We start from the raw sequence: 13588 nt of genomic DNA on the forward strand, positions 1-13588 counted from the left end.
GATAACAGGAGTTCACTCCCATGCAGAGCACCCCTAAAAAGGATGTCACGCTCATCGCCATCAGCCTGTGCAGTATTGCGCTGATCGCCATTTGCCTGATGCTCTTTCCGGCTCAATCCGCGCTTATCGCCAACACCATTTTCAACGGCGTCACCCGGCTGTTCGGTTCAACCATTCAAATCCTGGTGCTGATCGCCCTGCTGGTGGTGCTGTATCTGGCGTTGAGCAAATACGGCAACATCCGCCTCGGCGAAGGCAAACCGCAATACTCCACGCTGGCCTGGCTGTTCATGTTCATCTGCGCCGGCCTGGGCTCGTCCACCCTGTACTGGGGGGTGATGGAATGGGCGTATTATTACCAGACGCCGGGGCTGAACATCGCGCCGCGCACCCCAAAGGCGCTGGAATACAGCATCAGCTACTCCTTCTTCCACTGGGGTCTGAGCGCCTGGGCGACCTACGCCCTCGCCTCGCTGATCATGGCCTACCACTTCCACGTGCGTAAGAACAAAGGGCTCAGCCTGTCGGGGATCATTTCCGCCATCACCGGCGTGCGCGCTAACGGCCCGATCGGGCGGATGGTGGATCTGATTTTCCTGGTCGCCACCGTCGGCGCCCTCACCATTTCGCTGGTGCTGACGGCCTCCACCTTTACCCGCGGGCTGACGGCATTGACCGGCATCCCGGATAACTTCGCGGTGCAGGCGACGGTGATCCTGCTGGCGGCGGTGATCTTCTGTCTCAGCTCTTACATCGGCATCGACGGCGGCATGCAGCGCCTGAGCAAAATGGTCGGCTGGGGCGCTTTCGCCTTCGCCGGGCTGGTGCTGCTGGTCGGCCCCACCGAGTTCACCATCAACAACACCATCAACGCCATCGGCCTGACGGCGCAAAACTTCCTGCAGATGAGCCTGTTCACCGATCCGATGGGCGACGGCAGCTTCAGCCGCAGCTGGACGGTGTTCTACTGGCTGTGGTGGATCTCCTATACCCCGGGCGTGGCGATGTTCGTCACCCGCGTCTCGCGCGGCCGCAAGATTAAAGAGGTGATCTGGGCGCTGCTGCTCGGCAGCACCCTCGGCTGCTGGTTCTTCTTCGGCTCGCTGGAAAGTTACGCCATGCACCAGTTCATCAGCGGGCAGCTCAACGTGCCGGAGATCCTCAGCACCCAGGGCGGCGAAACCGCCGTGCAGATGCTGCTGACGGCGCTGCCGCTCGGCAAGCTGTTCCTGGCCGCCTATCTGTTCATCATGATCATTTTCCTGGCCTCGCACATGGACGCCGTGGCCTACACCATGGCCGCCACCAGCACCCGCAACCTGCAGGAAGGGCAAGATCCCAGCCCGATGCTGCGCCTGTTCTGGTGCGTGGTAATCACCCTGATCCCGCTGTCGATCCTGTTTACCGGCGCCTCGCTGGACACCATGAAAACCACGGTGATCCTGACCGCGCTGCCGTTCCTGCTGGTGCTGCTGGTGAAAACCTGCGGCTTTGCCCGCTGGCTGAAACAGGACTACGCGGCCATCCCGGCGCACCTGATCGAAAGCAGCCCACCGGCGCTGCCAGACGCGCCGCCGGCCGCCGAACTCTCCGCTCCATCGTCGTATCAACCGCGCCCTATGGCGAAATGACAATAAGAAAAGAGGAAGGTTAACTTATGAGCACTCTGATCCCTGAATTTACCTTACCGAAAGATTTCTGCGCCGACGCCCGCGAGGCTTACACCATTCCGGCCCGGTTCTATACCCACCAGGCGGCGTTCGAACACGAGAAAGAGCAGGTGTTCGCCACCAGTTGGATCTGCGTGGCGCACCGCAGCGAGCTCGCCCAACCGAACGACTACATCACCCGCGAGATCATCGGTGAAAACATTCTGGTGGTACGCGGCCGCGACAAAGTACTGCGCGCCTTTTACAACGTCTGCCCGCACCGCGGCCACCAGCTGCTGGCGGGCGACGGCCGGGCGAAAAACGTCATCACCTGCCCTTATCATGCCTGGGCGTTCAAGCTGGACGGCGAACTGGCGCACGCGCGCAACTGCGAAAACGTGCAGAACTTCGATAAGGAAAACTCGCATCTGGTGCCGGTGCGGGTCGAAGAGTACGCCGGGTTTATTTACGTCAATCTGGACTCGCAGGCCGGCACGGTGGAAGACCAGCTGCCGGGCCTCGGCGCCAAAGTGCGCGAGGCCTGCCCACAGGTCGACGATCTCAAGCTGGCGGCGCGCTTCGTCACCCGCACTCCGGCCAACTGGAAGAACATCGTCGACAACTACCTCGAGTGCTACCACTGCGGCCCGGCGCACCCCGGCTTCGCCGACTCGGTGCAGGTCGACCGCTACTGGCACACCCTGCACGGCAACTGGACGCTGCAGTTCGGCTACGCCCGCCCTTCCGAGCAGTCGTTCAAGTTTGAAGAGGGTAAAGAAGCCAGCTTCCACGGCATCTGGCTGTGGCCGTGCACCATGTTCAACATGCCGCCGCTGGAAGGCATGATGACGGTGATCTATGAGTTCCCGGTCGATGCGGAAACCACCCTGCAGCACTACGACATTTACTTCACCAACGCCGATTTGAGCGACGAACAGCTCAAACTGATCGACTGGTACCGCGACGTGTTCCGCCCGGAAGATTTGCGGCTGGTGGAGAGCGTGCAAAAAGGCCTCAAATCGCGCGGCTATCGCGGGCAGGGGCGCATCATGGCCGACGGCGCCGGCAGCGGCGTCAGCGAGCACGGCATCGCCCACTTCCACAACCTGCTGGCGCAGGTTTATCAACCCTGATGCGACGGGGCCCAAGGGCCCCTTCCCCTGACTTGTGAGGTTCTCGTGAATATTTCCGATCGGGCGCTATTCCGCCAACAGGCCTACATCAACGGCCAATGGCGCGACGCCGACAACCAGGAAACCCTGCCGGTGAGCGATCCCGCCACCGGCCAACTCATCGGCAGCGTGCCCAACATGGCGACGGCCGAAACCCAATCGGCGATCGACGCCGCCCAGCAGGCGCTGGAAGGCTGGCGCGCGCTGCCGGCGCAACAGCGCGCGCAGCTGCTGCGCCGCTGGTTCGAACTGATGCTGGAACACCAGCAGGATTTGGCCAGCCTGATGACGCTGGAGCAAGGCAAACCGCTGGCGGAATCGCTGGGCGAGATCCGCTACGCCGCTTCCTTTATCGAATGGTTCGCCGAACAGGCCAAGCGCACCAACGGCGACATCATTCCTTCGCCGAGCAGCGATAAACGCCTGATGGTGCTGAAGCAGGGCATCGGCGTGTGCGCGGCGATCACGCCGTGGAACTTCCCGGCGGCGATGATCACCCGAAAGGCCGCGCCGGCGCTGGCGGCCGGCTGTACGCTGGTGGTCAAACCCGCCAACGAAACCCCTTATTCGGCGCTGGCGATGGCCGAACTGGCCGAGCGCGCCGGCATTCCCGCCGGGGTGTTCAACGTAGTGACCGGCAACTCGCAGGCGATCGGCGCCGAGCTGACCCGCCACCCGCAGGTGCGCAAACTGAGCTTTACCGGCTCCACGCCGGTGGGCAGGCTGCTGATGCGCCAAAGTTCGGACACCATCAAGAAAGTGTCGCTGGAGCTGGGCGGCAACGCGCCGTTCATCGTGTTTGACGATGCGGACATCGATGCCGCAGTGGAAGGCGCGCTGATCGCCAAATACCGCAACGCCGGGCAGACCTGCGTCTGCGTCAACCGTTTCTACGTGCAGCGCGGCGTTTACCCGCAGTTCGCCGAGAAGTTTGTCTCCCGCGTGGCGGCGCTGCAGGTCGGCAACGGCTTCGAACCGGGCGTGCAAATAGGCCCGCTGATCAACCGCAAGGCGCGCGACAAGGTGCTGGAGCTGCTCGATGACGCGCTGAGCAAAGGCGCTCAGGTGCTGACCGGCGCCACGCCGCACGCGCTGGGCGGCAACTTCTTCACCCCGACGGTGCTGGGCAACGTGCAGCCCGGCTCGCTACTGCTGGAGGAAGAGATCTTCGGCCCGGTCGCGCCGCTGGTGGTGTTCGATGACGAAGCCGAGGCGATCCGCCAGGCCAACGATACCATCTACGGATTGGCCGCCTACTTCTACACCCGCGATGCGGCGCGCATCTGGCGCGTTTCGGAGCGGCTGGAGTACGGCATGGTCGGTATCAATACCGGGCTTATCTCCAACGAGGTCGCGCCGTTCGGCGGAGTGAAACAGTCGGGCCTGGGGCGTGAAGGCTCCGAATACGGCATCGAAGACTATCTGGAGCTCAAATACCTGTGCCAGGCGGTATAACTTTTTTATGCGCGGGGACGCCCGCGCTTTGGAGCCAATGAATGACCAGCTATCAGATGCTTGATGTTCGCGTCGTCGACATCGAAACCGTCACCGCACAGGTCAAGCGCTTTACTCTGGCGGATCCGCAAGGCCGGCCGCTGCCCGCCTTCAGCGGCGGCAGCCACATCATCGTGCAAATGCAGGACGGCGAGAAGCGCTACAGCAACGCTTACTCGCTGCTCAGCTCACCGTTCGAGCCAGAGCATTACCAGATCGCCGTTCGGCGCGAGTCTCCTTCCAAAGGCGGTTCTGACTTCATGCATGACCGGCTGGCGGTCGGCGATACGCTGACCATCAGCACCCCGAATAACCTGTTCGCGCTGGCGCCGGAGGCACGGCATCACGTGTTGATCGCCGGCGGCATCGGCATCACGCCGTTTATGGCCCATCTGCATGAGCTGCAACGCAGCGGCCAACGCTACCATCTGCACTACTGCTTCCACAGCGAGGAACACAACGCCTTCCAGCAGCAGCTGACGCAAGCGCCGTTCACCGACAACGTCAGTTGCCATGTCTCCAGCCTTGGCGGCCGGTTGGATCTGGCACGCACGCTGGCCGACGTGGAACCCGGCGCCCATATCTACGTCTGCGGCCCGAGGGCGCTGAACGAAGCGGTCTACCGGACCGCCGCCGAACTGGGTATCGACGCCGCGCGTTTACACAGCGAAGCCTTCGCCGCCGAAGACACGGCGGGCGGCGCCTTTACGCTGGTGCTGACCCGGTCGGGTATTGAACTTGAAGTGGCGGAAGACATGACCATCCTGCAGGCGCTGGAAAACAGCAAGGCGGCCAGGGTCGAGTGTCTGTGCCGCGAAGGCATTTGCGGCACCTGCGAAACCCGCATCGTCGAGGGGGAAGCCGACCACCGCGATCAGTATCTCAGCGACGAAGAACGCGCGGCGCAGCAAACCCTGTTGATCTGCTGCTCGCGCGCCAAAGGCAGCCGACTGGTGCTGGATTTGTAAACGGAACGCCCGCATCAGCGGGCGTCCTGATTAGGCTTTCGGGAATATCCACAGATGATCGGCCGGCAGGGAGAGCCGGCACAACGCCCGATCGCGCGCCTCCTGGCCATAGGCGCGCACCACGAAATCTTCGGCCACGGTGCGGAACAGGTATTCCCAGCGATCGCCGAGATACATGCTGGTCAGCAACGGCAGCTCAAGCTGGTTGCCCTGCGGATCTTCGCCCAACCGTACGCGCTCCACGCGGATCACCGCCGTGCCCTCCTGCCCGACCTGCACGCCGGCGCCCGCTTTGCCCCACAGCGCCCAATCCTTGCCTTCGATGCGCGCCCGGTCGCCTTCCCGCGCGACAACCTTGCCCGGCAAGCGGTTGTTGCTGCCCATGAACTCGGCGGTGAACAGCGTGGTGGGTGAACCGTACATCTCCTGCGGCGTGCCCTGTTGTTCGATTTTGCCGTTATTGAGCAGCAGGATGCGATCGGAAATGGCCATCGCCTCGTTCTGATCGTGGGTCACCATCAGCGCCGACAGACCGAGCTTGATGATCAGCTCGCGCAGGAATACCCGCGCCTCTTCGCGCAGCTTGGCGTCAAGGTTGGACAGCGGCTCATCCAGCAGGATCACCGGCGGGTTGTAGACCAGCGCACGCCCGATCGCCACGCGCTGCTGCTGGCCGCCGGAAAGCTGGTGCGGGTGCCGCTTGGCCAGATGCCCCAACCCGAGCTGATCCAGCACCGCCTGCACCCGCTGGGCGATTTCCGCCGAGGCGGTCTTACGCAGCTTCAGCGGGTAAGCGACGTTCTCAAACACCGTTTTATGCGGCCACAGGGCATAGGACTGAAACACCAGCCCCAGGTTGCGCTCTTCGGCGGGAATTTCGCTGCGCGCGCTGCCGTTGTACACGGGGTTATTGCCGATGACGATCCGCCCCTGGCTCGGTTTCTCCAGCCCGGCCACCGCCCGCAGCAGCGTGGTTTTGCCGCTGCCCGACGGGCCCAGCAGCGAGACCACCTCGCCCCGTTTCAGATCCATCGACACCCCTTTCAGCACCGGGTTGTCGCCATAGGTCAAATGCAGATTCTCTACCGAAAGTTCAATCATGTAATTTCACTCCAAAGCGCAAGGCGATCCCCAGCCCCAGCACCACCAGCAGGATATTGATGAACGACAGCGCGGCGACGATATCGATAGCGCCCGCGGCCCACAGAGAAACCAGCATCGAGCCGATGGTTTCCGTGCCCGGAGACAGCAGATACACCCCGGTGGAATATTCGCGTTCAAAAATCAGGAACATCAGCAGCCAAGAGCCGATCAGGCCATAGCGCGACAGCGGAATGGTGACGTGGCGGGTGATCTGGCCGCGGCTGGCGCCGGCGCTGCGCGCCGCCTCTTCCAGCTCCGGCCCCACCTGCAGCAACGTGGAAGAGATCAGCCTCAGGCCGTAGGCCATCCATACCACGGTGTAAGCCAGCCAGACGCTGAAGATAGTGCTGCGCAGCGAACGCAGCCAGACAATCCAGTTAGCACGCAGCCACTCGGCCATCGGCAACGCCGACAGCCAGCCCTCCTTGAGCGATTTGTCCAGCCACATCGGCAAGAACAGGAACACCCACAGGAATGCCAGACCGGCCAACAGCCCCGGCACCGCGCGCGGCACCAGTACGCTGTAGTCGAGGAAGCGCGTGGCGCCATCCGGCTTGCGGTGCATGGCGATGCCGATAAACAGGTAGCACGCCACCGCCAGCGCCCCGCCGATCACCCCGATCGCCATCGAGTTGACGATGGCGCGCAGCAGGTTGGGCTGCGCCCAGATGGTGCGGAAGGTGTTGATCGACAGCTCGTCCCAGACAGACACGCCCACGCCCCAGTTAGAGATAAAGGCGCGCAGCACCACGCCGATCAGCGGCACGCCGATGGTCACGGTCAGCCAGAACACCACCACCGCGCCGGCCACCCAGCGCCATTTGCCGAGCGGCAGCGCGCGGGCCTGCGAGGCTTTGCCCTTGACGGTGACAAAGCGATTGGCGGTGCGCATCAGCCGGCGCTGCAGCATCACCAACGGAATAGTGATGCAAATCAGCACCACCGCCACCGCCGCCATCAGATGGTAAGACGGCGTGCCCAGCTTGTTGGTCAACTGGTACAGGTAGGTCGCCAGCACCAGGTTGCCTTCCGGATCGCCCAACACCAGCATCAGGCCGAACACTTCCAGCCCGAGGAAGAACAACAGCACCCCGGCGTACAAGATAGACGGCCGCACCATCGGCAGACTGACGGCGGTCATCACCTGCAGCGGCGTGGCGCCGGCGGTGCGCGCCGCTTCTTCAACGTCGGAGCCCACGCTGCGCAGCGCCGAGGAGATGTACAGATACGCGTGAGGCACGTGCGTCAATCCGGCTATCACCACGATGCTGGCCATTGAGTAGATGTTCCACGGCACGAAGCCCAGCAGCGCCTCCGCCCACAGCGAGAAGAAACCTACCGGTCCCGCCGCCACCACGTAACCGAAACCCAGCACCATCGGCGACACGAAGATCGGCACCAGAATCAGCGGTTCGATGATCCGCCGCCCCGGCAGATCGGTGCGCACCATCAGGAAGGCCAAAACACCGCCGAGCGGGATGGCGATAATCACCAGGCCGAATGCCAAAATAAAGCCGCTTTTCAGCGCCTTGTAGAAATCCGGATCGGTAAAGATGAACTCGAAGGCCTCAAGGCTGAAAACCTTGGAAGGAGAGAAAAACGGTGCCGAGAGGAAGCTTTGAATGATGATAAACGACAGGGGGACATAGATAACCAGCGCGGTTATCAACACCACCAGGCCGCGCGGCAGACTCTGCCACTTTCTGCGCCATGCTTGCATAAATGCTCCCTATGGTTGTAAACGACGACCAAAGGGCGCGCGCCCGTGCGACAGGCGCGCGTCCGAATGCAGTCCCTGTTATTTCGCCGCGGCGGCGCGCCATTGTTTGATATAGTCGAGACGCTTGGCCGGCTGCAGATATTCCAGCAGGCTGTCATCGACCGGGATCGGTTTGAGCGCGTTACCCAACAGCTTGGTCATGCCATCGATGTCGTTCTTGCCTTCGATGTCGTTGCGGATCGAGGGGATATCCGCCTGATTGGCGAGAATATTTTGCCCTTTCTCCGACAGCACATAGTCAAACCACAGCTTGGCGGCGTTAGGGTTGCCGGCCTCTTTGCCGATGAAGCTCACGCGCGACAGCACCAGGGTATAGTCTTTCGGATAGACGATGCCGAGCGACGGGTCGCTCTTGGCGCGGGCCTCGGCGTATGAACCGAGGATATTGAAGCCGATCAGGTTTTCACCGGAGGAAACGCGTTCCATCATGGTGCCGGTGGAGGATTGCACCGCCAGGCCACCCTTGGCCACGTCGGCCAGCGTTTTGAAGTAGTTAGGATCGGCCTTGAAGTCCTGCACCGACAGCATGAAGCCGACGCCGGATTTTTCGATGTCGTAGGTGGTGACTTTCTTCTTGAATTTGTCCGTCTGGCCGGCGATCAGCTTGGCCAGCGCCGCATGCGAATCCGGCACATCGCCTTGCGGGATCAGGCGTTTGTTATAGATAAACACCACCGGCTCATAGGTGGTGCCATACACCTTATCTTGCCATACCGCCCATTTCGGCAGTTGAGCCTGCTCGGGAGAGGCGTATTCCTGCGCGTAATCGCCCGCCAGTTTCAAAATGGTGTCCATCGACGAACTCCACACCACGTCGCCGCTGGTGCCGCCGGCCGCCTGCTCGCTGATAAAGCGGTTATACAGTTCGGTGCTGTTCATGTCGTTGTATTCGACCTTGATGCCCGGATACAACGCCTCGAACCCCTGGATCAGCGGCGCCGCCGCCTTGGTGTCGGTGGTCGAGTAAATCACCACCTTGCCTTCTTTCTTCGCGCCGTCGACCAGTTTCTGGTAGTCGGCGGGGTAGCCCGCCGGGAAGGCCGCATAGGCGGAAACGGAGCCTAGCAAAGTGATTGCCGCTACGGTCGCGCTGATTTTTTTCATCATCATTATCCATCCCCTGATCACATTTAATAAACTAAAAATTAACATATAGTTAATAACTGTGACGAGGCAACGGCGTTACTTTGTTATCTTTCGGTTTTGTGAGGTTGGACGTTTTTCAGCCAATAAAAAAGCCCGGCAGCGCGGGCTTTACGGCGCTTCCTGTCGCAAACTATTCGGCCAGGCGAGAACGCCGCAGCAGGCGAATTCGCTGTACGATGGCGACCCCCAGCAGGGTCAGGGCAAACCCCGCCAACTGCACCAGCGACAGCGCCTCGCCAAACAGCGCGTAAGCCTGCAGCGCCGCCGCCGGCGGCACCAGCAGCATCAGCGCGGTAATGCGAGTCAAATCGCCGTGGCGCACCATCCAGATAAACAGCGCGGTGCCGCCCAGCGACAACACGCCGGCCGACCACAGCAGCGAGAACCACAGCGTCGGCGAATTGTCCCAGGCGCCGGAGCCCATCACGGCCGCCAACGCGCCGGTCACGATCGCGGCGCCGAGGTGCTGAATGGCGCCCGCCGCCCGCAGATCGGCCGCCGCCAGCGAAGACTTCTGCACCATGATGCCGATCGTCAGCGCGACGATGCTGCCAAACCCCATCAGGATCGGCAACAGCGCCATATTGCCGACGTCGATACCGGTCAGTCGAGGGGAGAGCACCAGCGCAACGCCGATAAAACCGACCGCCAGTCCGGCCCAGGAGCGTAACCCTATCGATTTGCGCAGCACCAACGCGAAAATCAGCGCGGTGAACAACGGCTGCAATCCGCCGATCAGCGACATCACCCCGGCCGCCAGGCCGTTCGCCACCGCCCACCAGCTTGCAGCGAGATAAACGCCATTCATCAACATGCCGGTCAGCAGGTGCATCACGAACTGCCGCCCCTTGGGCCAGGCGCAATGCAATGCCAGCAAAGCGAATACCGCGGCGGCGATCAAAAAGCGAAAGGTCAGGAAAAGGTTGGGATCGGCATGATCCGCCACCGCACGCGCGGCAATAAAACCCGTCGACCAAATTAATATCAGGAAAAACGGCGCGATAAATGCCTTTCGCCGATCGCGTTTTTCACGCGGGGTTATTTCCATATCACTACCTGAAAGAATGCGGTTGATGAATGAGGGCATACTAACCAATTTAACACGGGCTTAACAGTGCCGAGCGAACGCCCAAGTTCAGGTGGTGCACATAATTACCGGTGAATAATGAAGTTTCAATTTCATATAATTCATCGAGCTTATAATTAATTGCGCTACGTTACGATAATGTAAATTAATTGCTACATCAGGTATAAATATTCCCCTATCGGCGACATTGTCGGGATAATTCCCCTTTGCTAGCCTTTCTGAAGCCATTTAATTAACGGGACTGACTCATGGCCGAAATCACTGATTTTATGAAACTGGATATGCGTATTGGCGAAATTATTTCCGTGGAATATAACGACAAGGCGTTAAAACCCGCCTATAAGCTGCGCATTGATTTCGGCGAGGAAATTGGCATTAAAAACAGTTCGGCGCAATTATGCGAAAACTATCAGGAAGATGACCTGCTTGGCAGAAAAGTCATCTCCGTCGTTAATTTCCCCGCCAGGCGGGTTGCCGGATTTAAATCCGAAGTGCTGGTTCTTGCCGCGGTCACCAGGGATCAAGGCACCGTCTTGCTGAAACCCGATTTCGACGTGGAGATCGGCAGCAAGATTTTATAACCGCCCCATCATTCGTGAGGCCTCCGAGAAATGCGACAGTTATCTCTGCTTGATGAAGTTAAGAAAGCATACCAGGAACACCGTTCAGCCTTTATCCCCGGCGCTACCATGCAGGCAATCCTGCTGGCGCTGGGCGCGCGGCCGGAAGATTTCGCCAGGCTGCAGCAGGTCAGCGCCAATCTGGCGGACGATCCCACGCTGCCTTTCCGCAAGTCCAGAAACGGCCGTTTCTGTTTCGACTTCGATCGCGCCCGGATTGAGCGGCTGGAGTTCCAGCCTTTCGTGCTCTCGGTCGAGGAAGACTTCATCCGCTACGATTCGGGAAAGGTGCGCCATTTCCGCGGCATCAACGACGATCTGCAGTTGAATACGGCATTTCAGGCGCTGATGAAATTCAAAGCCTACGTGATCGATGGCGTGAGCGTGACGCCGCGCCCCCGGCTTAATCAGGAGATCAACAAGTTCGTCTGCACGGTGTTCAACCTGCGCACCGTCACCACGCCGCAGATGCTGGGCGAACCGGCGCTGGAAGGCGTACACAGCGACGGCGTCGACCACACCATGACGACCTTCCTCGGCTGCGACAACATGACCGACGACAGCGCCAAGACCTTTATTCACGATATGCGCGAAACCAGCGGGATCAAATTCGATCGGGCCCGGCCGGAATGGATTTTGGGCGCAATACAGCATCGGCATTTCCTCGATACCCTGCTGATTGTCGACCATGAACGCAAACACAGCCTCTCACCGGTGGAAGCGCAGGACAAACGTAAGAATTCAACCCGCGATATGCTGATCTTTTTCACCCGTAAACCGGTCGAAGACGGCCACGTCTCCTTCGCGTATGACTCTTTTAAACCGCATATCGAAATCCCGCTGTCGATAGACATGGTGGCGCGCGCGAGCTAACGCGCTGCCGGGCCGGCCGCCAGGATTCATCTGTGCGGCCGGTTCACGCAAGGATAAACAGCGCTGGATTAATCAGGTTTTTGTCGCCGAATTATTATATCCTGCCGGACGAAAATTTTTGCGGGCGCTCGCTGCCCCACGCGCCAGCCCTCTGCAGGCAGGCCGTTTATTTCATGAATACAGGCAGTGCCATACCGTTATGACCAAGAGTTTATCCCCGAAAGACATTATCGCCCTGGGCTTTATGACCTTTGCCCTGTTTGTCGGCGCCGGCAACATCATCTTCCCGCCGCTGGTGGGACTGCAGTCCGGCGAACATCTGTGGCCGGCCGCTATCGGGTTTATGGTGACCGCCGTCGCCCTGCCGGTGATCGCCGTGATCGCGTTGGCGCGCGTCGGCGGCAGCATCAGCCTGCTGACCGGCCCCATCGGCCGCACCGCCGGCTTGCTGCTGGCGACCGTCTGCTATCTGGCGCTCGGCCCGTTATTCGCCACGCCGCGAACCGCCAATGTCTCTTTCGCCCTCGGCATTGCGCCTTTCACCGGCGACGGCGCCCTGCCGCAGTTCATCTACAGCCTGCTGTTCTTTACCCTGGCGATGATTGTGTCGCTTTATCCCGGACGGTTGCTCGATAACGTTGGCCATATTCTGGCGCCGCTGAAAATTCTGGCGCTGGCCGCGCTCGGCATCGCCGCCCTGGTCTGGCCCGCAGGCGCGCCGCTCTCCGCCGTCGGCAGCTATCAAGCCTCGGCGTTTTCCACCGGCTTCGTACAGGGTTATCAAACCATGGACACGCTGTCGGCGCTGATGTTCGGTTCGATTATCGTTACCGCCGCCCGCTCGCGCGGCGTCAGCGACAGCGGGTTGCTGCTGCGTTATACGCTGTGGGCCAGCCTGATCGCCGGCGTCGGCCTGACGCTGGTCTATATCTGCATGTTCAAACTCGGCGCCGGCAGCGGTAGCCTGATCGAGAACGGCGCTCAGGATGGCGCGGCAATCCTGCACGCCTATGTACAGCACACCTTCGGCGATCTGGGCAGCGTCTTTATGGCGGTGCTGATGTTCATCGCCTGCCTGGTGACGGCGGTCGGCATGACCTGCGCCTGCGCGGACTTCTTCTCCCGCTACCTGCCGCTCTCTTACCGCACGCTGGTGGTCATCCTCGCCCTCTTCGCCATGCTGGTCTCCAACATGGGGCTGGCCAATCTGATCCGCGTCTCGCTGCCGGTGCTGACGGCGATCTACCCGCCCTGCATCGCGCTGGTGTTGCTCAGCTTCAGCCAGAACCGCTGGCGCAGCGCCAGGCGCGTCTTCGCGCCGGTGATCGCCACCAGCCTGGTGTTTGGCCTGGCCGACGGCCTGAAGGCTTCCAGCTTCAGCGGCCTGCTGCCCGCCTGGTTCGATAAGCTGCCGCTGGCCGAACAGGGGCTGGTCTGGCTGCAGCCTACGCTGCTGGTGCTGTTGCTGGCGGCGGCTTACGACCGGTTGCGCGGCGTCGAAAGCGCCAATGCCGCGTCGTAAGCGCGATTTCCGCCCATAAAAAAAGCCGGTCATGATGACCGGCTTTTTTATCGGCTGGCGCCAGGCCGCTTACTTCAGCAGCGCCTGCGCCTTCGCCACCACGTTGTCCACGGTGAAGCCGAACTCGGCGAACA

11 protein-coding genes and 1 pseudogene are annotated in these 13588 nt (G+C 61.0%); 7 read left to right on the forward strand and 5 right to left on the reverse strand.

All coding sequences use genetic code 11. The features are described from left to right. Positions 1–20: 20 nt before the first annotated feature. From ACTJJ6_RS21235 to ACTJJ6_RS21250, 4 genes are read left to right on the forward strand one after another with little or no spacing between them, the layout of a single operon-like run. Positions 21–1631, forward strand: a complete 1611-nt coding sequence (locus ACTJJ6_RS21235) for a BCCT family transporter (protein WP_440804109.1) — start codon at positions 21–23, stop codon at positions 1629–1631. A gap of 26 nt (positions 1632–1657) precedes the next feature. Beyond that, positions 1658–2782 (forward strand): aromatic ring-hydroxylating oxygenase subunit alpha, encoded by a 1125-nt coding sequence (locus tag ACTJJ6_RS21240; protein ID WP_015378998.1) that lies wholly within the window; start codon positions 1658–1660, stop codon positions 2780–2782. A gap of 45 nt (positions 2783–2827) precedes the next feature. Beyond that, positions 2828–4276: an NAD-dependent succinate-semialdehyde dehydrogenase gene (locus ACTJJ6_RS21245; protein ID WP_049300354.1), complete on the forward strand. Its 1449-nt coding sequence runs from the start codon at positions 2828–2830 to the stop codon at positions 4274–4276. A 41-nt stretch (positions 4277–4317) separates the two neighbouring features. Next, positions 4318–5283 carry a PDR/VanB family oxidoreductase gene (locus ACTJJ6_RS21250; RefSeq protein ID WP_440804114.1) on the forward strand — a complete coding sequence of 322 codons (966 nt, stop codon included), beginning with the start codon at positions 4318–4320 and terminating at the stop codon, positions 5281–5283. Positions 5284–5313: 30 nt separating this feature from the next. Here ACTJJ6_RS21250 and ACTJJ6_RS21255 read toward each other — a convergent pair whose 3' ends face one another. The 4 genes from ACTJJ6_RS21255 to ACTJJ6_RS21270 all read right to left on the reverse strand — a co-directional run bounded on the left by ACTJJ6_RS21255 (position 5314) and on the right by ACTJJ6_RS21270 (position 10400). Continuing rightward, a complete protein-coding gene (locus ACTJJ6_RS21255; protein ID WP_016930033.1) occupies positions 5314–6384 on the reverse strand; it encodes an ABC transporter ATP-binding protein in 1071 nt (356 codons plus the stop codon). Then, positions 6377–8146: an ABC transporter permease gene (locus tag ACTJJ6_RS21260; RefSeq protein ID WP_033639426.1), complete on the reverse strand. Its 1770-nt coding sequence runs from the start codon at positions 8144–8146 to the stop codon at positions 6377–6379. The genes ACTJJ6_RS21255 and ACTJJ6_RS21260 overlap by 8 nt, the downstream gene beginning before the upstream one ends. 78 nt (positions 8147–8224) lie before the next feature. Further along, positions 8225–9313 carry an ABC transporter substrate-binding protein gene (locus ACTJJ6_RS21265; RefSeq protein ID WP_033641358.1) on the reverse strand — a complete coding sequence of 363 codons (1089 nt, stop codon included), beginning with the start codon at positions 9311–9313 and terminating at the stop codon, positions 8225–8227. 169 nt (positions 9314–9482) lie between these two features. Beyond that, entirely contained in the window at positions 9483–10400 is a 918-nt protein-coding gene (locus ACTJJ6_RS21270; RefSeq protein ID WP_016930036.1) for a DMT family transporter, read from the reverse strand. A gap of 287 nt (positions 10401–10687) precedes the next feature. Here ACTJJ6_RS21270 and ACTJJ6_RS21275 point away from each other — a divergent pair, with 287 nt between their 5' ends. The 3 genes from ACTJJ6_RS21275 (at position 10688) to brnQ (ending at position 13454) form a co-directional block, all read left to right on the forward strand. Next, positions 10688–11020, forward strand: a complete 333-nt coding sequence (locus ACTJJ6_RS21275) for a tRNA-binding protein (RefSeq protein ID WP_004931561.1) — start codon at positions 10688–10690, stop codon at positions 11018–11020. Positions 11021–11050: 30 nt separating this feature from the next. Then, on the forward strand, positions 11051–11932 hold the full coding sequence (locus ACTJJ6_RS21280; RefSeq protein ID WP_028127702.1) for a 2OG-Fe dioxygenase family protein: 882 nt from the start codon (positions 11051–11053) through the stop codon (positions 11930–11932). Positions 11933–12131: 199 nt separating this feature from the next. Next, positions 12132–13454: a branched-chain amino acid transport system II carrier protein gene (gene brnQ / locus ACTJJ6_RS21285; RefSeq protein ID WP_016930038.1), complete on the forward strand. Its 1323-nt coding sequence runs from the start codon at positions 12132–12134 to the stop codon at positions 13452–13454. A gap of 69 nt (positions 13455–13523) precedes the next feature. Here brnQ and ACTJJ6_RS21290 read toward each other — a convergent pair. Continuing rightward, positions 13524–13588: pseudogene (locus tag ACTJJ6_RS21290) on the reverse strand (transketolase-like TK C-terminal-containing protein); the annotation flags it as partial.

Origin of the sequence: Serratia sp. 22278 (assembly GCF_052045405.1) — a bacterium.
Classification (GTDB): domain Bacteria; phylum Pseudomonadota; class Gammaproteobacteria; order Enterobacterales; family Enterobacteriaceae; genus Serratia; species Serratia marcescens.